The organism is Apilactobacillus kunkeei DSM 12361 = ATCC 700308 (genome assembly GCF_001281265.1).
GTDB classification, from domain to species: domain Bacteria; phylum Bacillota; class Bacilli; order Lactobacillales; family Lactobacillaceae; genus Apilactobacillus; species Apilactobacillus kunkeei.
Map to the genome: position 1 here is coordinate 1 of NZ_JXDB01000003.1, position 18,345 is coordinate 18,345.

At 37.0% G+C, this 18,345-nt stretch carries 18 protein-coding genes and 1 pseudogene; 15 read left to right on the forward strand and 4 right to left on the reverse strand.

Annotated features, from left to right (window positions below; all coding sequences use genetic code 11):
• Positions 1-98: 98 nt before the first annotated feature.
• Both RZ79_RS01215 and RZ79_RS01220 read right to left on the reverse strand, forming a co-directional pair.
• Positions 99-821 carry a hypothetical protein gene (locus tag RZ79_RS01215; protein WP_054449673.1) on the reverse strand — a complete coding sequence of 241 codons (723 nt, stop codon included), beginning with the start codon at positions 819-821 and terminating at the stop codon, positions 99-101.
• An 87-nt stretch (positions 822-908) separates the two neighbouring features.
• On the reverse strand, positions 909-1,508 hold the full coding sequence (locus RZ79_RS01220; protein WP_054449674.1) for an SGNH/GDSL hydrolase family protein: 600 nt from the start codon (positions 1,506-1,508) through the stop codon (positions 909-911).
• Positions 1,509-1,729: 221 nt separating this feature from the next.
• On the opposite strand from RZ79_RS01220, the gene RZ79_RS01225 reads away from it, so the two are divergent.
• The 15 genes and pseudogenes from RZ79_RS01225 (at position 1,730) to RZ79_RS01295 (ending at position 15,880) form a co-directional block, all read left to right on the forward strand.
• Positions 1,730-2,545 carry an alkaline phosphatase family protein gene (locus RZ79_RS01225; RefSeq protein ID WP_054449675.1) on the forward strand — a complete coding sequence of 272 codons (816 nt, stop codon included), beginning with the start codon at positions 1,730-1,732 and terminating at the stop codon, positions 2,543-2,545.
• 87 nt (positions 2,546-2,632) lie between these two features.
• Entirely contained in the window at positions 2,633-3,880 is a 1,248-nt protein-coding gene (locus tag RZ79_RS01230; protein WP_054449676.1) for a NupC/NupG family nucleoside CNT transporter, read from the forward strand.
• 39 nt (positions 3,881-3,919) lie between these two features.
• Positions 3,920-5,239: an NCS2 family permease gene (locus tag RZ79_RS01235; protein WP_155457552.1), complete on the forward strand. Its 1,320-nt coding sequence runs from the start codon at positions 3,920-3,922 to the stop codon at positions 5,237-5,239.
• 175 nt (positions 5,240-5,414) lie between these two features.
• Complete coding sequence (rsmG, locus tag RZ79_RS01240; protein WP_054449677.1) at positions 5,415-6,152, forward strand: 16S rRNA (guanine(527)-N(7))-methyltransferase RsmG; 738 nt, start codon at positions 5,415-5,417, stop codon at positions 6,150-6,152.
• Between the two features lie 19 nt (positions 6,153-6,171).
• Positions 6,172-6,939 (forward strand): ParA family protein, encoded by a 768-nt coding sequence (locus tag RZ79_RS01245; protein WP_034535006.1) that lies wholly within the window; start codon positions 6,172-6,174, stop codon positions 6,937-6,939.
• On the forward strand, positions 6,929-7,810 hold the full coding sequence (locus RZ79_RS01250) for a ParB/RepB/Spo0J family partition protein (protein WP_034535009.1): 882 nt from the start codon (positions 6,929-6,931) through the stop codon (positions 7,808-7,810). The genes RZ79_RS01245 and RZ79_RS01250 overlap by 11 nt, the downstream gene beginning before the upstream one ends.
• Positions 7,811-7,824: 14 nt before the next feature.
• On the forward strand, positions 7,825-8,013 hold the full coding sequence (locus RZ79_RS01255; protein ID WP_034532678.1) for a DUF951 domain-containing protein: 189 nt from the start codon (positions 7,825-7,827) through the stop codon (positions 8,011-8,013).
• 27 nt (positions 8,014-8,040) lie between these two features.
• Positions 8,041-9,141, forward strand: a complete 1,101-nt coding sequence (gene ychF, locus RZ79_RS01260; RefSeq protein WP_034535011.1) for a redox-regulated ATPase YchF — start codon at positions 8,041-8,043, stop codon at positions 9,139-9,141.
• An 18-nt stretch (positions 9,142-9,159) separates the two neighbouring features.
• The gene (locus tag RZ79_RS01265) at positions 9,160-9,888 is read left to right on the forward strand and encodes a DUF1129 family protein (RefSeq protein ID WP_051592262.1); all 729 of its coding nucleotides are present in this window, start codon (positions 9,160-9,162) and stop codon (positions 9,886-9,888) included.
• 92 nt (positions 9,889-9,980) lie between these two features.
• Entirely contained in the window at positions 9,981-11,117 is a 1,137-nt protein-coding gene (guaB, locus tag RZ79_RS01270) for an IMP dehydrogenase (RefSeq protein WP_034535013.1), read from the forward strand.
• Positions 11,118-11,236: 119 nt separating this feature from the next.
• Positions 11,237-11,912 (forward strand): annotated as a pseudogene (locus RZ79_RS01275) (response regulator transcription factor).
• Positions 11,902-13,110, forward strand: coding sequence for a sensor histidine kinase (locus RZ79_RS01280; protein WP_054449678.1), 1,209 nt, complete (start codon positions 11,902-11,904; stop codon positions 13,108-13,110). Before RZ79_RS01275 ends, RZ79_RS01280 begins: the two are co-directional and overlap by 11 nt.
• A complete protein-coding gene (locus RZ79_RS01285; protein WP_051592264.1) occupies positions 13,100-14,491 on the forward strand; it encodes a D-alanyl-D-alanine carboxypeptidase family protein in 1,392 nt (463 codons plus the stop codon). The genes RZ79_RS01280 and RZ79_RS01285 overlap by 11 nt, the downstream gene beginning before the upstream one ends.
• 288 nt (positions 14,492-14,779) lie before the next feature.
• Positions 14,780-15,520, forward strand: a complete 741-nt coding sequence (locus RZ79_RS01290; protein WP_080695595.1) for an AzlC family ABC transporter permease — start codon at positions 14,780-14,782, stop codon at positions 15,518-15,520.
• A gap of 27 nt (positions 15,521-15,547) precedes the next feature.
• Positions 15,548-15,880, forward strand: coding sequence for an AzlD domain-containing protein (locus RZ79_RS01295; RefSeq protein ID WP_034532687.1), 333 nt, complete (start codon positions 15,548-15,550; stop codon positions 15,878-15,880).
• Between the two features lie 50 nt (positions 15,881-15,930).
• Here the strand turns inward: RZ79_RS01295 and RZ79_RS01300 are convergent, their stop codons facing one another.
• Positions 15,931-17,040 (reverse strand): PTS sugar transporter subunit IIC, encoded by a 1,110-nt coding sequence (locus RZ79_RS01300; RefSeq protein WP_054449679.1) that lies wholly within the window; start codon positions 17,038-17,040, stop codon positions 15,931-15,933.
• Positions 17,041-17,132: 92 nt separating this feature from the next.
• Positions 17,133-18,224, reverse strand: a complete 1,092-nt coding sequence (locus RZ79_RS01305; protein ID WP_054449687.1) for a PTS sugar transporter subunit IIC — start codon at positions 18,222-18,224, stop codon at positions 17,133-17,135.
• Positions 18,225-18,345: the final 121 nt, after the last annotated feature.

Below are 18,345 nucleotides of genomic sequence, written 5' to 3' on the forward strand. Positions count from 1 at the left end.
CCAATCCCCTGTAGAATACAGAAAATCAGTTGCCCAATTAAATAGTTAGAAAGCTGCTTTTATTTATTTGTTCAAAATAATAGTTGCAGTTCCAGTGGTTACTCTTTTTTATTTGCTAAATAATCCTCATACATGTACTTAGCCGTTTTCAAATAGATGTCATGGTATATTTGGTCGTCGAATAAGATTGAGTTTGCACAGGATAAATTTGGGTTATTAAACCGACTCTGTTTAACGAAATTAATACAGTTAATACTCTTTTGGGTGTAGTAGATGATGAAGTTATGAAGCATCATGAGGTCCTTGAACTTGTTTTGCAGGTAGTAACCACTGGCGTTGACCTTTAAATGAGTTCCTTTGCCGTGCATGTATAAATAGGAAAACTTATCAGTGGAATAGGGGATGCAATAGCTCAATAAGTTGGCGTTAAACCAAGAGTAGGACCGCGTTCGGTGATTGGATGGCAGTGGAATCAGGGATGCTTCTGTGGTTAGAATCGGAAACTTGTTTTTGATATGAAGTTCCTCGCAGATGCTTCGATTGAAGTGCTTGTGCAGCATGCATTCCATCTGCAGTTTTTTATTGATTAAGGCTGTTGTGGACGACTTCAGTAAGTAGAAGTTAAACCCATTTTCAATCACCATGGTCGCATAGCGTTTACTGCGATCGTAGACGTCCACCAGCATTAACAGTTCACGCCAGTTGATTTGTTTAAAATTAAAACGGTGGTTAACCAGACTAATTGGCAGCTTGTCGACATCGACGAAGGTGGTACCGTCTTTACTTTCAATCGCTTCATTTTTTAAATTTGTTTCATTCATAAAAAAATCCTCTCGTGTGGTTTGCGTTTAACAAACTAGCACGAGAGAATTTTTTAGGCGAATTATTTTTGCTGATTTAAGGAAATCTTAATTATTTTTGATGAAGTCACCTATGTAAAAGGCAAGTTTACGATAAGTATATGCGTTAGGGTGGACGTGTTGGTCTTGATACATGTCCTTGTAATTAAAGTCGGTGATGAACTCTGAGTGATATTCACGCCAATCAATGAATGGAATTTGGAAGGCTGAGTAGACTTCGGTTAAACCATCCAGTAGTTGATTGAAGGTGTAGTCAGAATATCTAATCATGTTTGCAGCGTTCTTATCTTCGTCAAAACGGGTTAGTGGAAGCACGGCGTAAATCTTTGCTTCGTGATGTTCACTAATGAGCTTTCGAACCAATCTAGTTAGTTTGGAAATAACACGCACCAAAGGAACGTCTAGATGACCGTAGTCGTTGGTTCCAATCATCAAGACTATAATGTCGTATTTCTTATCTTTAATTTTTTCTATTTCCTTTTCCAATGTTTCATAAATAGTAGCACCGTTAATCCCATTGTTGGAGACACGGCAATTGTAGTATTTGGCTAAGTATTGTGGATAGTTATAGCGTAGGTTGACGGTTCCATCGAAGCCACGGGTGACTGAGTCACCTAGGGTAACGACTGTTTTGTTTGTAAAATCCAATTTAATCAACTCCGATTAATATGTATATATTAACTATTATAATATCAAAAAATTAGCAAAAAACTTAATTTTATATACTCGAAAATTTTTTTGGTATAATGAAGTTCCTTGGCAGGGGCGCATAAGCCGAAAAAGGCGCGGATATCCGCGCCTTTTTTTATTGACACAATTGTCATTTATGATATACTTATTTGTTAATAAATAAATTAGGAGGGCACACAATGACACACAAAAGAATGATTGTTTTGGATATTGCTTCACTTGGTTTAGGCGAAGCTCCCGATGCCAATCGCTTTGATTCTATTGGTGCCGACACATTAGGCCATATCGCTGATAAGGGGCTAAATGTTTCTAATTTAATTAACCTAGGTCTTGGCAATGTTCGCTGGGACAACGAGATCAAATCAATTCCACAAGTTGACGCTCCTCGTGGCTTCTTTGGGAAAATGGTTACCACTGTTGACAGCAACAGGGGTAGTGCCTCATTTCGTGAGATGTTTGACTACACTGCCGGTGTCCGTACAGCTTCTGTAATGGACTTGCTAGCAGAAAAACAACATAGTGTTTCAATTATTTCAAGCTTTGCTTATTATTGGGAAAAACAGGACGATATTTCAATGGTCCAAGTCCCTGATGATAGCAAAGCTTTTATTGAATTGTCAGCTAAAATGAGGACCCAAAAGAGCGGGTTAATTTACTGTCAGTTACCAGAGCTAAGACACTTCGCCAGAATGGACGACAGTGTTGGGTATGCTAAGCAACTAAATGTGTTGGATGAAACAATCGGTAAGGTCTTAGAACGACTAAGGGATAATGATTTACTACTAATCACATCCTCATATGCCATTGATCCAACTAGAGACAATCGAATTACGCGTGAATACTTACCACTAATTGTCTTCAATCCAAATAAGGATGAAGGTAAGTCATTAGGAATCAAACGTTCACTAGGGGCGGTTGCTAACGCAATCGTTGCGTTCTTCGATTTAGATGATGGGGAAATTACTAAACCAAACTTTATCAATGAAGTTAAGTAATTAATCAATATTGAAAGGGGTGTTGCGCAACTAAAATAAGCTATTTGTCACTATATTTTTTGCCGCAGAGAAAGGATTAGAAATTTTATGTATTTGTTAGTTAATATTTTAGGAATTATTGTTTTCCTAGGGATTGCATTTATTTTTTCAAAGAACAAGAAAGAAATTAAATGGCGTTCAGTAATTACTGTTTTAGTGTTAAACATAGTAATCGCTTACTGTTTAACACAATTTGCATGGGGTCGTGCTGCTGTTGAAGCCGCTGCCAATGGTTTCTCAGCATTAGTTGAAGTAGCCTACCAAGGTATCGCTTTTGCTCTACCTAGTTGGGTTCACGTTAAGTCAATGGACTTTGTAACTTCAGCACTTCTACCAATTTTATTAATTGTTCCAGTGTTTGATATCTTAACTTACATTGGAATCCTACCTTGGATCATCAAATGGGTAGGTAAAGGTTTGGCATACATAACTGGCCAACCTAAGTTTGAATCATTCTTCGCTGTTGAAATGATGTTTTTAGGTAACACTGAAGCACTTGCTGTTTCAACTCTACAATTAAAACAAATCTCAGCAGTAAGAAATGTTGTCATTGCCATGATGTCAATGTCATGTGTGACTGCCTCAATTCTTGGCGCATACACTCAAATGGTTCCAGGTCAATACGTATTGACTGCCGTTCCATTGAACATCTTAAATGCTGTTATTGTAACTAGTATTTTAATGCCAACTTCAGTTAGTCCAGAAGAAGACACTATTGCTAAGTTAGGTAGTTCTTCACAAACTGCTGAAGTTGCCGTTGGTGAACATCCTGAAAACGCAGAAGAAGCTAAGAAAGAACCATTCTTCTCATTCTTGGGTGACTCAATCCTAGGTGCTGGTAAATTAATCTTAATCATTACTGCAAATGTTATCGCATTCGTTGCTTTAGCTGCATTAATCGATAAGATCTTAGGTGCAATCAATCCTAGTTTATCCCTAGAACATATCTTAGGAATCATCATGTTCCCATTTGCTTGGTTAATGGGTTCAGATGTGCATACTGCATTTGAATTTGCACAAAACATGGGTACTAAACTGGTAACTAACGAATTCGTTGTTATGGGTAGAGTATCATCACACATCGGTTCATACGCTCCCCACTACCGTGCACAATTAACTGTCTTCCTAACTTCATTTGCTAACCTTTCTACAGTAGGAATGATCATCGGTGCATTCAAGGGTATCGTTAACCGTGAAGTAAACAACGCTATTTCCAAGAGTGTAGGTTACATGATTCTATCAGGAATTTTGGTTTCTCTACTATCTGCAGGAATCGTTGGTCTATTTGTATGGTAAAATAGAAACGTATTATATATAGATTAAGGATTTTGTTTAATGAGTAATAAGTTGAACAAAACGTTAAAAAAAGAGACAGCCGCGCTGTCTCTTTTAGACGTTTTAAGGGATAAAGAAATTTTTAAGACAGAGGTCTTGGGTGGAATTACCGGATTCTTTGCTATCTCATATATCTTGGTGGTTAATCCGATGATATTGGCAGATGCGGGGATGGATGTTCACCAGACAGTCTTTGCGACAATTATTAGTTCTGTAATCGGTTGTTTTATCATGGGATTCTATGCTAACTCCCCAGTAGTGATTACTCCCGGAATGGGTGTTAATGCGTTTTTTACCTACACGATGGTGTTAAACATGGGATTGTCATATCAAGAAGCATTGACGGTTTCATTGGTATCAACAATTGCATTTGCATTAATCGCATTCAGCCGATTTACAGACATCTTACAGGAGGGCATTCCTGATTCATTGAAGTCAGCAATCACCGCCGGCATTGGTTTATTTTTAGTTGAGATTGGTCTGCAAAAGGCCGATTTGATTCAACAAGGGAAGAATTCATTATTAACGATTGGATCATTTAAGAATCCATCGTTGCTACTAGCCATTTTTGGTTTGATTCTAACAATTGTTTTATACATTAAGAAAGTGAAGGGAAACTTCTTCATCGGAATTGTGATTACTACGATTGTCGGAATTGTCTTCCACATTCATGATAGTGGGGTTAAGACCACCCACTTGATTGATATCTTACAATATCACAAATCGTTGTTTGATTTTAGTTTTAAAAACGTCTGGACTACACCGTTTATCATGGCATCATTTTCGATGACGATGATTTTGGTGTTTGAATCGATGGGGTTAAACGCCGGAATTTTACCGGACATGAAGAAATTCAAGAAGACTTTTAGAACTGTTTCAATTACCGGAATCATTTCTAGTATCTTAGGAACTAGTCCTACCGTATCGGCTGCTGAAAGTGTGGCTGGTTTTCAACTAGGTGCTAGAACCGGTATCATGTCGATTACCGCTGGTATTATGTTCTTACTTTCAACATTTTTTATTAGTTTTTTAGATTTGGTACCTCAAGCAGCAATTGCACCGGTTATCATTATTACGGGTGCATTAATGTTATCCAATTTAAAGGCCATTGATATGGATGACTTTGCTGAGTGGTTCCCAGCATTTTTAATCGTGGTATTGATTCCGTTGACTGGAAGTATCTCAATTGGATTGGCATTTGGGTTTGTCGCTTATCCAATTGTGAAAATCTTTAACGGCCAAATCAAATCAATTAGTACAATTAATTATATTTTAAGCGGCTTGTTTTTAATCAATTTGATAATGACAGCAATGCTATAGGAAAGGCGATCGAATGATCGTCTTTTTATATGTATTTTTTTGATAATCTAGTGACGAATTAGCCTAATTTTGGTTATAATGGAAAAGTATATGTTTCATGATTGTAAAAAAGATTAATATCAGTTAGAGTATAGATAGATGTGAAACAATCATGTTTCACAATAGGAGGATTTGCATGAATCCAGAAGAATTCAAGAGTCAATTAGCAAAACACAATATCGAATTGACCGACCACCAAATGAAACAATTTGCCGATTACTATGAATTGTTAGTTTCCACTAACGAACACGTTAATCTGACAACCATTGTTGATAGGGATGAAGTATATTTAAAGCATTTCTTTGATTCAATAACTCCTGCATTCTTTGCAGAAGACTTGAGAACCGAGGAATTAACCCTATGTGATGTCGGAGCCGGTGCTGGTTTTCCATCCATTCCGTTAAAGATTGTTTTTCCTAACTTAAAGGTCACCATTATTGATTCATTAAACAAACGAATCAATTTCTTGGATGAACTAGTTACTAAATTAGGACTAACCGATGTTGAATTACATCATGCCAGAGCGGAAGAATTTGGTGGTAAAAAATCTCGATACCGTGAATCATTTGATATCGCAACCGCACGTGCAGTTGCTCGAATGAGTGTGCTTGCTGAATTTTGTTTGCCATTGGTTAAGATTGGTGGACGAATGATTGCACTAAAGGCATCTAAAGCTAAAGATGAACTATCAGACGGAAAAAGCGCGATTACTACTCTAGGTGGCAAGATGATTTCCGATGATGAGTTCAATCTGCCGGTTTCAAATGATCCACGTAACATGGTCGTGTTAGAAAAAGTGAAGAACACGCCAAAACAATACCCAAGAAAAGCGGGTACACCAAACAAAAAACCAATTGGTTCAAGTAATAAGTAGACTAGAGGAGGGGTTTTTAATGGGACACGTTATATCATTAGCTAATCAAAAGGGTGGAGTTGGTAAGACTACCACTTCCGTTAACCTAGGTGCAGACCTTGCAACAATGGGTAAAAAGGTATTACTAATCGATGCTGATGCCCAAGGAAATGCAACTTCAGGAGTAGGTATTCAAAAATCCGACATCCAAAAAGATATTTACGATATCTTGGTTAATGAAGAACCAATCTCAGAAGCCATTATTCCTTCAAAACATGAAGGTTTAGACATTGTACCAGCAACAATTCAACTATCAGGGGCAGACATTGAATTAACTCCTCAAATGGCGAGAGAAACACGTTTATTAAATGCCCTAAAATCAGTCTCAGATCAATACGATTACGTACTAGTTGACTGTCCACCATCATTAGGATTAATCACTGTGAATGCATTTACTGCCAGTGATTCAATCTTAATTCCAGTGCAAACCGAATACTATGCACTAGAAGGTTTAAGCCAACTATTAAACACTGTTCAACTAGTTAAGAAACATTTTAACCCAGACCTAGACGTTGAAGGAGTTTTACTTACCATGTATGACTCACGTACTAAGTTAGGTCAACAAGTTAACGATGAAGTTCGTAAGTACTTTGGTGACAAGGTATACGACACTATCATCACTAGAAATGTGCGTTTATCAGAAGCCCCAAGTTACGGATTACCAATCATTGATTATGATCCAAATTCAAAGGGTTCAGAATTATACATGCAATTTGCAAAGGAAGTGTTAGCTGCTCATGGTGAATAACAAAGGACTAGGTCGAGGTATTCAAGCATTGTTTGCTGATAATGATATCGACGCCAACTCAGAAGACGTATTGGAATTAGAGCTAACCAAGTTATCTCCAAATCCTTTCCAACCAAGAACGCATTTCGATACAAATGCACTTAAAGATTTAACCCGTTCGATTGAAAAATCTGGAGTATTCCAACCAATCATTGTAAGAAAGACTAGCGGAAGCAAGGATGCTTATGAAATTCTTGCTGGAGAAAGACGTTATCGTGCTTCTCGCATGGCAGGTAAGGAAAAGATTCCGGCAATTGTTCGTGATGCTTCTGATGAACAAATGATGGAAATCGCTGTGATGGAAAACCTTCAAAGAGAGGACTTAAATCCAATCGAAGAAGCCGAAGCTTACAACACTTTGATGACTAAGCTAGATATTACTCAAGCTGAAGTATCAAAACGTTTAGGTAAATCACGTCCATACATTGCTAACTACTTACGTCTATTAGGTTTGCCAACTGAAGTAAAGGACATGCTTACTAAGAACCAACTTTCAATGGGACAAGCAAGAACATTACTATCAGTTAAGAAGAAGGATGAACTAATCAAATTGGCCAAGAAGGCATACGAACAAACTATGACTGTTCGCCAACTTGAAAAGGAGATTGAAAACCTAAGTTCATCACCTAAGAAGAAAAAGAAGCCACGTCGTTCAACCAAGAAGTCACCATTCTTACGTGCTTCTGAAAATGAACTACAAGATAAATTCCAAACATCCGTTTCAATCTCAAATAACCGTTCTAAGAAGGGGACTGGTAAGATTGAAATCAGTTACGCATCAGATGATGATTTAAACCGCATTTTGCAAATTTTAGATATTAACTTAGACTAAAAGGAGTGCTCAATATGTATTCATTGAATGATGTTGTCATGATGAAAAAAGCCCACCCATGCGGCGAGAATAGTTGGAAGATTATTCGAATGGGTGCAGACATTAAAATTGAATGTCAAAAGTGCGGACATGTGGTTATGCTTCCACGTCGCGAATTCGAAAAGAAAATGAAAAAAGTAATTCAAAGTACACAAGAAGATTAAATCTAAAGAAAAGAGTGAATTATTAATATGTCATTAACAGCAGGAATTGTTGGTTTACCAAACGTTGGTAAATCTACATTATTTAATGCGATTACTAAAGCTGGGGCGGAAATGGCTAACTACCCATTTGCCACAATCGACCCAAACGTAGGGATGGTGGAAGTTCCAGATGACAGACTTGATCGAATTCAAGAACTAATTCCAGCTAAGAAGATTGTTCCTACTACCTTCGAATTTACCGACATTGCCGGTATCGTTAAGGGTGCAAGTAAGGGTGAAGGTCTTGGTAACAAGTTCCTAGAAAACATCAGACAAGTGGACGCTATCGTTCACGTTGTTCGTTCTTTTGACGATGACAACATTACCCACGTTACTGGTAAGGTTGATCCAATCGCTGATATCGAAACAATCAACTTAGAACTAGGTATCTCTGATTTAGATGCAGTTACTAAGCGTTTAGGTCGTGTTCAAAAGGCGGCTAAGGGTAAGGACGAAGACGCACTTGCTGAATTAGCTGTCCTAGAAAAGATTAAGCCAGTCCTAGAAGCTGGTAAACCAGTTCGTTCAATCGACTTTGACGAAGATGAACAAAAGATTGTTAAGGGATTATTTCTATTAACTTCAAAACCGGTGCTATACGTTGCTAACATCTCAGAAGATGATATGGCTGATCCAGAAGGCTCAAAGTACTTCCAACTAGTTAAGGAATACGCTGCTAAGGAAAATGCTCAAGCAATCGGTATTGCTGCTGAAACTGAAGAAGAAATTGCGGAATTAGATGACGAAGACAAAGCTACTTTCCTAGAAGCCGAAGGTGTTACTGAACCAGGTCTAAACAAGCTAATTCGTGCTTCATACAACCTTTTAGGTTTAGAAACATTTTTCACTGCAGGTGGTAAGGAAACTAAGGCTTGGACTTATCTAAAGGGTACCAAGGCTCCTCAAGCTGCCGGAATTATTCACTCAGACTTCGAACGTGGTTTCATCAGAGCCGAAGTAATGGCATTTGACGACTTAGACAAGCTAGGTAGCGAACAAGCCGTTAAGGAAGCTGGTAAGCTACGTGTTGAAGGTAAAGATTATGTTATGCAAGACGGTGACATTGTAAACTTCAGATTCAACGTTTAATCGGAAAGGACGACATCAATGACTGAAAAGAGAAATGCTCATGTACAACAAAATAGACATGAAGCAGAACAAAAGACTCGTCAACAATTTGATGGGATTGGTTTGACTAAACGTAATTCAGATTACATGTTTAGATTTAACAAAGAGTTAAAAAAGACCAAGCTATCAGATGAACGTAAGGTCGAAATCGTTAACCAAATGAAGGATGAATTACTGGTTGAACAAAAACACGGAGCAACTGCGCGTAATTTATACGGTACTGTTGAAGAACGTATTAACTTCATTATGAACCCACCAAAGAAGAAGATTTCAATGATGGACAACTTTGCTCCTAATGCAATCTTTAATGCATTGTTCTTCTTCGTGATCTTTAACTTGCTATACGGAATCACTTTGATGATTCAAACTAACGCAAAGGATAAGCAATCAGTCGGAATCTTATCACTTGTATTGATTTCACTAGTATTTGGTATCTTTATGCCAATTATGACTAGATTATTGGATGGAAACGTTAAGCACAAATACAGTGGACTAGTGCGTTTTGGGTTACTAATCCTATCAGTAATTGTGTGGATTGGTGCGTTCATGGTAATTGTTTCAATTCCACAAGCAGGAATTAACGTTGCCGTATCACCAATTGTTAACTTTATTTTAGCCGCTATCTCAGCATTCGCAGCGTTCTGGATTCACAAGAACTACGAAATTACTGTTAATGTGATGACACCTAGAACACCAAATAGAAGATAAAAATAAATGTCAGTGAAAATTAAATTTGATTTTCTCTGGCATTTTTTGTATATTAGACTTTAAAAAAATAAATAGATAGGGGTTTTATGATTATGGATAATTGGAACACAAAGTTTGCCAAAAAGGGATTAACATTTGATGACGTATTGCTTATTCCAGCAGAAAGTCACGTTTTACCTAATGATGTGGATACTTCAGTTCGTTTATCAGATGATGTTAAGCTAAACGTACCATTTTTAAGTGCAAGTATGGATACAGTTACAACCTCAGATATGGCAATTGCTATGGCTGAAGTTGGTGGATTAGGTGTAATTCACAAGAACATGATTATCGATGATCAAGCCGCAGAGGTAAAAAAGGTTAAAGCAGTAGAAAAGACCGACAAAACCCCTAATGCAGCAGTTGATGCCAATAACCATTTATTATGTGCAGCTGCTGTCGGTGTTACATCAGATACATTCAAGCGTGTGGAAGCTTTGTTTGCAGCTGGTGCTGACGCCATTATTATTGATACTGCTCACGGTCACTCAGCAGGAGTTATTAGAAAAGTAAAAGAAATTAAAGCTAAGTATGCTGATAAAACTATCATCGCTGGTAACGTTGCTACAGGAGAAGCAACTAACGATTTATTCGAAGCTGGTGTTGACGTAGTTAAAGTTGGTATTGGTCCCGGTTCAATTTGTACCACTAGAATTATCGCTGGTGTTGGAGTTCCTCAACTAACAGCTGTATACGATGCAGCTGAAGTTGCAAGAAAATGGGGCAAGCCAATCATCGCTGATGGTGGTATCAAGTACTCTGGTGATGCTGCTAAGGCCATTGCAGCTGGTGGTAACGCAGTAATGCTAGGTAGTATGTTATCAGGAACTGACGAAGCTCCTGGTGAAGTCTTCGAAGAAAATGGAATTAAGTATAAAGCTTACCGTGGGATGGGCAGTGTTGGAGCTATGCAACATGGTTCAGCTGACCGCTACTTCCAAGGGGAAGTGAATGAAGCTAACAAGCTAGTTCCTGAAGGTATTGAAGCTCGAGTTGAATACAAAGGTTCAGCTAAAGATGTTGTATTCCAAATGGTTGGTGGCCTAAGAGCAGCTATGGGATACACTGGATCAAAGGACATTCAAGCAATGAACAACGATGCACAATTCGTTCAAATCACTAGTGCAGGTCTAATTGAATCACATCCTCATGATGTTCAAATCACTAAGGATGCACCAAATTACAAATAAAATATTAAAAACATTAAAAGATGCTAATTTTTAGTGTCTTTTTTATTTACATTTATATAACAAATCCTTATATTGTGTTAATATAAAACTATATAAATGAAAAGAAAGAAGGCGTCTCGATGAAAGTTCTAGTAGTAGACGATGATCAAGAAATTGCTGAATTATTAAAGATTTACATACGAAACAGTCATTGTAAATGACGGGGAAGCCGCCCTAACTGAATTGAGAAAAAATAGTGATATTGGACTTATGATTCTAGACATTATGATGCCAAAGATGTCTGGTTTTGAGGTATTAAAACGAGTAAGAAGAGAAATTAGTTTACCAATCATGATTTTATCTGCAAAGACAGAAGACATTGATAAGATTGAAGGACTTGTTGGTGGTGCTGATGACTACATAACAAAACCATTTAATCCATTAGAGGTAATGGCTCGAATGCACTCAATTTTAAGAAGATACACTGACAAGGTTGTTGTTGGGGAACCTGAAGTGCTAAACGTCGCTACGTTGACTATCAACCGTGAATCACACGAAGTTAAGACTAGTGATGGCAAGTCAATTCAATTAACTGCAATTGAATTTGGTATTTTATACCTATTAGCAAGTCACCCAGGTCGCGTATATTCTGCCAATGAAATTTTTGAACGAGTATGGCGTCAAGAAAGTATTATTTCCGCTAAGACTGTTATGGTTCACGTAAGTCACTTGCGTGATAAGCTTGAAGAAGCAACAGATGGTAAAAAAATTATTGAAACTGTCTGGGGAGTAGGATACAGAATCAATGAAGAATAATAGTAAATCAATTAAGTTAACACATAAAGAACGAATTGGATTAGTTACTGATGCTATTCTAACGAGTTTATTTATATTGATAGTTAATTTCTTGGTTTTCTTTGCAACAGAAGTGTATTACACAACCCATCCGGATTGGCGTAACCAGTTAATTCGTTTTGGAAATTCACTAATTGCAGGGAATCATATCCAACTATGGAGTTGGAGCAACGGATTTGTAGTTATGATTGCTGCACTGGATATGTTTGTGTTGTATATTCGTTTGTTCATGCATTATAAACGTATTCAAGAACAACATATTATTAATGATTTGCATTATATTGCTGATGGTAATTTTGATTACACAATTCCATATAAACTTATTGGTGATGATCAACGAATTGTTGAAAGTATTAATGTATTAGTTAATAATGTTATCCACTCAATGTCTGAAGAATTGAAGACTGAAAAATCAAAAGATGAGTTAATATCAAATGTTTCACACGATATTAGAACACCATTGACTTCCATCATTGGTTACTTAGGGTTGATTGAAAATAAGCAATATACAAGTGAAGAAGATTTGGCTAAGTATGTTCATATTGCCTACTCAAAGGCAAGACAAATGAAGACTTTGGCCGATGATTTATTTGAATACACAAAAATAACTGATAAAGATTACAGTAAGTTAAACACTCGGAAAATCGAAATGAAGGCAATGATTGACCAAATCGCTGCTGGATTCGATTTAGAAATGGCCGAAAAGGATATGAAAATGCATAGTAAGACCAACTTCGATAAGTTAGTGATTGATGGTAGCCCATCAGACCTGGCTCGAGCTATTAACAATCTAATCAGTAACGCTTTGAAGTACGGTCACGATGGTCACAATATTTATGTTGAAGGTTTCCGTGTCAATGAAAAGGAATTAGAAATTAAGGTTTCTAACGATGGTGAAAAGATTCCAGAAGAGTCAATTGAACATGTTTTTGATCGTTTCTATCGTGTCGAAAACTCTCGTAACAAGTCAACTGGAGGAACCGGTCTTGGATTAGCAATCGTATACGAAGTTGTTAATATCCATGGGGGTTACTGTTCAGTGGCATCTAATGATGAATTAACAACGTTTACTCTCCATCTACCAATTAAACATGGTGATAAGTTAACACCAACTAAACATGAAGAAGGGCAACAGGAGGTTATTGATAATGCAAAGTAAGCTTGTCTCCAAGCTTAGTATTGCTTTAATTGCATTAGTTATATTCATTACAATGCCTTTAACAGCAAGTGCTCAAACAACTAAGGCTACTATGGCCACTACAACCACTACTGCTAATTCCAACACGTCAAAGGCTGTTGCAATTGAACGCAGTAAAGAATTAGGCCAAGAGGTCGATAAGTTATTAAGTAAGAACCAACCACTAACACTGACCGCTAAGTCTGCAATTGCAATTGACTATCAAACCGGTCAAGTGTTGTATTCTAAAAACATCAATGAATCACTACCAACAGCTTCAATGAGTAAGCTGCTAACTTTATACGTTACTTTGAAGTACATTAAAGAAGGCAAGATTCATTGGGATGACAAAGTAAAGATTAACAAGGCACTTCATAATTTAAGTGTCAATCATAATTACGCAAACGTAAAACTACGTTTGGGTCATTCATACACAATCAGACAACTTTACCAAACCGCTATCTATTCTGAAAATGCTGCAACAATGGCATTGGGATACGGAGTAGCAGGTAGTACACAAAAATTTGCTTTACTAATGCGTAAGGAAGCAAAGAAGATTGGGATTGATGATGCCAAAATTTATACTGCCTGTGGTTTAACTAACGGGGAAGTTGGCTCACTTGGTTTCAAGGGCGTATCAGCTGATGCCGAAAACAAGTTATCAGCTCGTGATATGGCACTATTAGCAATGAAGATTTTGAAATACTATCCAAATATTTTGAAGACTACTTCAGCTAATAAAACCAAATTTGATGGTCAAACAATGCTAAATTGGAACTGGATGATTAAGGGTAGAAGTCAAGAATTACCTGACATCAAGGTTGATGGGCTAAAGACAGGAACATCTGATACTGCTAAGGCTTGCTTTACAGGAACAGCGGTTAAGAATGGTCACCGTATCATCACCGTTGTAATGGGAGTCCCTAATGCTGGTCAATACGATCCAGCTCGTTTCATTCAAACCAGAAAGCTTATGAAGTACGTGTATGCTAAGTATCACTACGTTAAGCTATCTCATGGTCAAACCGTTAAGAACGCTACTGACGGTAACAATAACGGTAAGATAAAAATTGAAAACGGTAAAGATGACTCAGTCGATTTAGCCGTTTCAACTACTCAAGGTGTATGGTTAACTAAGAACCAAAAACTAAATATAAAAGACGTCAAGTCAACTGGTGAATATGCTGATGGATCAAGTGTCGATGCTGGGTTCGATAAGGGCGATAAAATCGCCACAGCTAAAGTTTCCAATGTGAAGTATATGAAGGGTGTATCCAACCGGATTGATTTAATCGCTAATCATGATGGAGATAAACCTAACATTTTCGTGAGAGCATGGAGATGGATTGCCAGTTTATTCTAAAAAAGAGTTATTAAAATGATAACTCTTTTTTTACTGCAAACATTAAACAAACAGTATATTCACTGTGTTTATAATAATAAAATGATGATGTTTTATTAAAATTATGTAAATAAGTTAGATAAAATAAACTATTTTGCGTTATAATAGTAGGTAAAGTTTGATTTTTATCTGACTGTTTATAAATCGTTGAAAATTAAGACCTATTGTTTCTAAACGGGGGAATATTATTTGACAAAGCAAGTACCAAATCCAAATGAACCGCGTTGGCTAACCAACTTGAAGACGGCAATGCCTTTGAATATTAGCTACGTTCCCATTGGAATTGCATGTGGTATCTTACTTCATGCAGCTGGATTTAATACTTTATTGACAGCTTTAGTATCATTAATGGTTTTCTCTGGTGGTGCGCAATTCTTGATTGCCTCCATGTTAACCATTAACTCACCATTATTATCAATCGTAATTATGATGTTTTTCCTAGAGTTAAGATATGCATTATTAGGATCCAGTATTTCTAAATATTTACAAGGTAAGTCATTTTGGTTTACTGTGTTATTTGCAGTTTCATTGAATGATGAAACATACGCTGTAAATTATTTGAAACTATCAACTGATAAGAAGTTTACTGCTCAAGATGCATTACAAATTGAACACTATGCTTTGATTGTATGGACAATTAGTACCATCATTGGTAGTTTAGTTGGTTCATCACTTTCAATTAACCTAACAGTCGTTCATTTTGCGCTAACTGCATTATTTATCTATATGATCGTTATGCAAATGAAGTCATTACTAAAGGTGTTAATTATTCTATTAACTATTGTCTTGGCAATTGCATTCATGTTATTGATGAAATCCACTTTAGGATTAGTCGTTTCAACTCTGTTAGCTTCATTCATTGGATTCTTTGTTGAATCATGGATTAGAAGCCATTACGAAAAGTATAAGAAGAATCGCTTGCTTCGCTTATTTAAGAACCCTGCGGGTACCCCTGAAGATAAGTTTGATGAAGAAGAAGAGACTGAATAACTTTAAAAACGGATTAGGAGATATTCTATGGAATGGAATTCAACACAACATTTTTGGTTGATTATATTATGTTTTGTGGTTGCTTTTATCCCTAGATTCGTCCCACTAGCTTTCTTTAGAACAAGAAAGATTCCTAAGTGGTTTAACGAATGGATGGGATACATACCGATTGCCTTATTTACCTCATTGGTTGTTAAGGATCTATGTATTACATCGTCATATACCTTATCGGTATCAGGAAAAGCACCCGAACTAGTAGCTGCCTTAATCGTGTTTATTATTGCTTATTGGACAAGATCAATGGCACTATCAGTTATTTTGGGATTAGCTGCTGTGTTAGTTTTAGCAGTATTTATTTAAATAAAGAAAAATAAAAGCACCGGTCAATTGACCAGTGCTTTTTTAGTTTTTTATACAATATGCATCTTCATATCATCTTCTTTTACTTTATGACATGCCTTTAATATCTTTAGCATTGTTATAGAAATAATAGAAGGCATTACAATACCTAATATTATATAGACTGTTAGTTTAGATGGACTTTGACTAGCGAAATTGAGTGGAACTATTAATGAGTTAGTTCCAAGTCCAGCTAGTTTGTACGTCGTAGAAAAATGGAATAACATTGTTCCGATTGGTGCGACAATCGCTGATGACACCATACCAGGAATCAAGATATACGGATTTTTTGTGATATTACCAAATTGAACTTTTGGAGTGATTAAACCTTGGGCAATATTTGCACCAGGACGGTTAACTCTAAAAGACATTACTGTGTATGAAACGTATTGGGCAGTAGTCCCGAGTAGTGCTGCTCCAGAAGATAGTGGATCTAACATGATGGCAATCGCCAATGCAGCAGACGAAGCTGGTGTCATTAAGAAGATTGACCATACTAATGCAACGGAGATGGATCCGACAAATGGGTTTACAATCATACTTTTTGCAATTATCTTTGATATCCATATTAAAGCAGGAGTTGTGATTGCTGCCAATCCTAATGCAATTATTGAACCAAACATTGTTGCGCAAAAGGGTACTAAAAACATGTCTAGTGGAGTTTTTCCTGATAATTTTTTACCGATTAGTGTTGCGATAATCGCTCCCCCCAATGCACTGATGGGTTGTCCAATCATAAATACAGATGAACCAATGGGCTGGGATAGCAAATGTCCAGTCGCAGTAATTGCATTGACTGTTTTTTCACTGAAAAAAACATTATTGGCACCGACTGTTGCAGTAATCATCGAGCTAAACATAACCAATGTGTTTGTTTTTAACTGATGCGCAACAGCAGCTCCAATAGCTGGGGCCATTAGAACCTGAGTAATTAAACCAATCTGATTTAGTGCAGACCAGTGTATTAAGTTGGCGATTGCAACTATCAACATTCCAATACCCAGTGTAACAAAAATCGCGTTTGAGACGCCACTCACAATTAAAAAGATATTTTCTTTGGCTGAAGATAAAGAATTTACTGTATTGATTTGTGGGTCATTTTTTTTTGCTACATCAATCATTTGAATCCACTCCTTTATTTAGATAAACGAAGTCCCATTGGTTCCTAATATACAAAAAAGCACTAGCGATAATCGCCAGTACTTTTTGATGATTAGACAATATCAATTTTCATATCGTCATTCTTGATTTTATGAGCAGCCTTTAGAACTCTAACAAGTACCATTGAAATTACAGCTGGTACAACAATACCTAATACGACATAAATAGCTAGTTTTGACATACTTTGAGAAGCAAGGGTAATTGGAGCGATTAGTGAGTTCAGACCTAATCCAGCAATCTTGTATGATACTGAGAAATGAAATACTAATGTTCCAACCGGTCCAATAATTGCAGCAGAGACGATACCTGGAACTGCGATGTAGGGGTTCTTGGTAATATTACCAAATTGAACTTTGGGAGTGATTAAACCTTGAGCGATATTTGCACCAGGTTTGTTTACTCGATATGACATCACTGTGTATGATACGAATTGTGCTGTTGTTCCTAATAATGCAGCTCCTGAAGATAATGGATCTAACATAACAGCAATAGCTAGTGCTGCTGATGAGGCAGGTGTCATTAGAAAAATTGCCCATACGACTGAGATTACTAATCCACCAACAAATGGGTTAATAACCATTGTCTTGGCAATTACTCCGGATAACCATACAAGTGCAGGGGTAGTGACTGTTGCAAAGCCTAAGGCCGCAACACATCCTACAAATGTAGCTGCAAATGGTACTAAGAACATATCCAAAGGTGTTTTTCCTGTTAAGTATTTACCAATGACTGTGGCGACAACAGCGCCACCTAAAGCACTAACAGGTTGTCCAATCATGAAGACAGCAGAACCTGCTGGTTGAGGTAATACGTGTCCGGTTGCAGTAACTGCATTCGTCACAGCAGATGTGAAGAATACGTTGTTTGCACCAACCGTAGCGGCAATCATTGAACTAAATAACACCAAAGTATTAGTCTTTAATTGTGATGCAACTGCAGCACCGATGGCGGGGGCCATTAAGTATTGGCAAATTAATCCAATTTCGGCTAATGCATTCCAATGCACAAAGTTAGCAATAGCACCTAATAATAAACCAACACCTAGTGTGACTAAAATCGCATTAGACACCCCATTGAACACTAAATATACACTATCCTTAAACCCAGATTTAACTTCAACGTGCGCAAGATTAGCAGCGTTCATCTGAGGTGAATCATCTTTTGTTGCATTTATCATATTGAATCAACTCCCTTACTTAAAAGTACTGTATTTTAAAAATTAAAATTAGATTAGAAAATAATTAAAATTTTTATAATTAAACCAT

What these genes read in the sequence shown, in the direction of transcription:
- RZ79_RS01215 (WP_054449673.1), bottom strand. Translation starts at nt 821, where the DNA reads ATGAATGAAACAAATTTAAAAAATGAAGCGATTGAAAGTAAAGACGGT.
- RZ79_RS01225 (WP_054449675.1), top strand. Translation starts at nt 1,730, where the DNA reads ATGACACACAAAAGAATGATTGTTTTGGATATTGCTTCACTTGGTTTA.
- RZ79_RS01230 (WP_054449676.1), top strand. Translation starts at nt 2,633, where the DNA reads ATGTATTTGTTAGTTAATATTTTAGGAATTATTGTTTTCCTAGGGATT.
- RZ79_RS01235 (WP_155457552.1), top strand. Translation starts at nt 3,920, where the DNA reads ATGAGTAATAAGTTGAACAAAACGTTAAAAAAAGAGACAGCCGCGCTG.
- rsmG (WP_054449677.1), top strand. Translation starts at nt 5,415, where the DNA reads ATGAATCCAGAAGAATTCAAGAGTCAATTAGCAAAACACAATATCGAA.
- RZ79_RS01245 (WP_034535006.1), top strand. Translation starts at nt 6,172, where the DNA reads ATGGGACACGTTATATCATTAGCTAATCAAAAGGGTGGAGTTGGTAAG.
- RZ79_RS01250 (WP_034535009.1), top strand. Translation starts at nt 6,929, where the DNA reads ATGGTGAATAACAAAGGACTAGGTCGAGGTATTCAAGCATTGTTTGCT.
- RZ79_RS01255 (WP_034532678.1), top strand. Translation starts at nt 7,825, where the DNA reads ATGTATTCATTGAATGATGTTGTCATGATGAAAAAAGCCCACCCATGC.
- ychF (WP_034535011.1), top strand. Translation starts at nt 8,041, where the DNA reads ATGTCATTAACAGCAGGAATTGTTGGTTTACCAAACGTTGGTAAATCT.
- RZ79_RS01265 (WP_051592262.1), top strand. Translation starts at nt 9,160, where the DNA reads ATGACTGAAAAGAGAAATGCTCATGTACAACAAAATAGACATGAAGCA.
- guaB (WP_034535013.1), top strand. Translation starts at nt 9,981, where the DNA reads ATGGATAATTGGAACACAAAGTTTGCCAAAAAGGGATTAACATTTGAT.
- RZ79_RS01280 (WP_054449678.1), top strand. Translation starts at nt 11,902, where the DNA reads ATGAAGAATAATAGTAAATCAATTAAGTTAACACATAAAGAACGAATT.
- RZ79_RS01285 (WP_051592264.1), top strand. Translation starts at nt 13,100, where the DNA reads ATGCAAAGTAAGCTTGTCTCCAAGCTTAGTATTGCTTTAATTGCATTA.
- RZ79_RS01290 (WP_080695595.1), top strand. Translation starts at nt 14,780, where the DNA reads ATGCCTTTGAATATTAGCTACGTTCCCATTGGAATTGCATGTGGTATC.
- RZ79_RS01295 (WP_034532687.1), top strand. Translation starts at nt 15,548, where the DNA reads ATGGAATGGAATTCAACACAACATTTTTGGTTGATTATATTATGTTTT.
- RZ79_RS01300 (WP_054449679.1), bottom strand. Translation starts at nt 17,040, where the DNA reads ATGATTGATGTAGCAAAAAAAAATGACCCACAAATCAATACAGTAAAT.
- RZ79_RS01305 (WP_054449687.1), bottom strand. Translation starts at nt 18,224, where the DNA reads ATGAACGCTGCTAATCTTGCGCACGTTGAAGTTAAATCTGGGTTTAAG.